Raw genomic sequence first — 1369 nt, 5'->3', positions numbered from 1 at the left:
GGGACTGTCCGGATCTTTGTGTGCAGAGCGGTGATCGCTTGGTTAGTTGAGGGTGATGCGGTCGCCGTAGTAGAGCGACAGCGTGTTGAGCGCCGTTTTCCACCCGGGGGTCTTGCCGGTGACGTTGAGTCGGTTCTTGATCGGGGCGCGGACGACGAGGTAGAGCACTTTCAGGGCGGCCTGCTCGGTGGGGAAGTGGCCTCGCCTGCGGGCGGCCTGGCGGAACCGGGCGTTCAGGCTCTCGATCGCGTTCGTGGTGTAGATGATCTTGCGGATCTCGGGCGGGAACTCCAGGAACGGGACGAAGGTATCCCACGCATCGGTCCACATCCGCACCATCGCCGGGTACCGCTCGCCCCAGTCGGCTTCGAACTCGGCGAACCGCACCTCCGCCGCGGTGACCGTTGCGGCGGTGTAGACCTCGCGCAGGTCCTTGGTGATCTGGGACCAGTACTTCTTGGAGGCATACCGCAGCGACGCCCGCACCAGATGCACCACGCACAACTGGACGGTGGCCTGGGGCCAGATCTGCGTGATCGCCTCGGGCAGCCCTTTGAGACCATCACACGCCACGATGCACACATCACCGACACCGCGGTTGCGTAGCTCGGCGAGGTAGGTCATCCACTGTTTGGCGCCTTCTCCGCCGGTGCCGGCCCACATGCCCAGCACGTCCCGCTCACCGTGACAGTCGATGCCCAACGCCACGTAGATCGGCCGGTTCGCGACCTGACCCTCACGGATCTTCACATAGATCGCATCGATCAGCACCACCGGGTAGACCGAGGCCAGCGGCCTCGACCGCCAGGCCTCCAGCTCCTCCACGACCTTATCGGTGACCCGGGAGATCAGATCCCGCGAGACCTGCACCTGGTAGATCTCAGCCAGATGCGCCCGGATCTCCCCGGTCGTCAGCCCCTTCGCATACAGGCTGACGATGGCCTCGTCGAACCCCTCGATCCGCCGGGCGTGCTTGGGCACGATCTGCGGGGTGAACTCACCCGCCCGATCCCGAGGCACGTCCACGCTCACCGGGCCGACCTCGGTCAGCACCGTCTTCACCGAGGTCCCGTTACGGTGATTACCGCTCGGGACCTGAGGGCGCTCGCCCTTGTCATAGCCCAGGTGCTCGGCCATCTCGGCCTCGAGCGCGGCCTGCAGCACCGTCTTGGTGACACCCGCCAGCAACCCGTCCGGCCCGACCAGGGACATGCCCTGCTCCCGGGCCCGGTCGATCAACTCGCGGGCGAGCTGCACATCCAACCCGCCCGTGATCTCGTCGTCGTTCACTGGTGATCCTTCCCAGCCAGAGCATCCGCTCCAGCCTTCCGGATCACCGCCCCACACACACGATCTTTATGACACTCCC

The 1369-nt window shown here is 65.7% G+C and carries 1 protein-coding gene; it reads right to left on the bottom strand.

Annotated elements, in window-relative coordinates:
• Window positions 1-42: 42 nt before the first annotated feature.
• A complete protein-coding gene (locus ACRYCC_RS43965; RefSeq protein WP_433820231.1) occupies window positions 43-1212 on the bottom strand; it encodes an IS256 family transposase in 1170 nt (389 codons plus the stop codon).
• Window positions 1213-1369: the final 157 nt, after the last annotated feature.

This window comes from Actinomadura scrupuli, from assembly GCF_050971785.1.
GTDB lineage: Bacteria > Actinomycetota > Actinomycetes > Streptosporangiales > Streptosporangiaceae > Actinomadura_E > Actinomadura_E scrupuli.
Note: the sequence above shows the minus strand (reverse complement) of the source record. Positions and strands in the feature narration are given on the sequence as shown.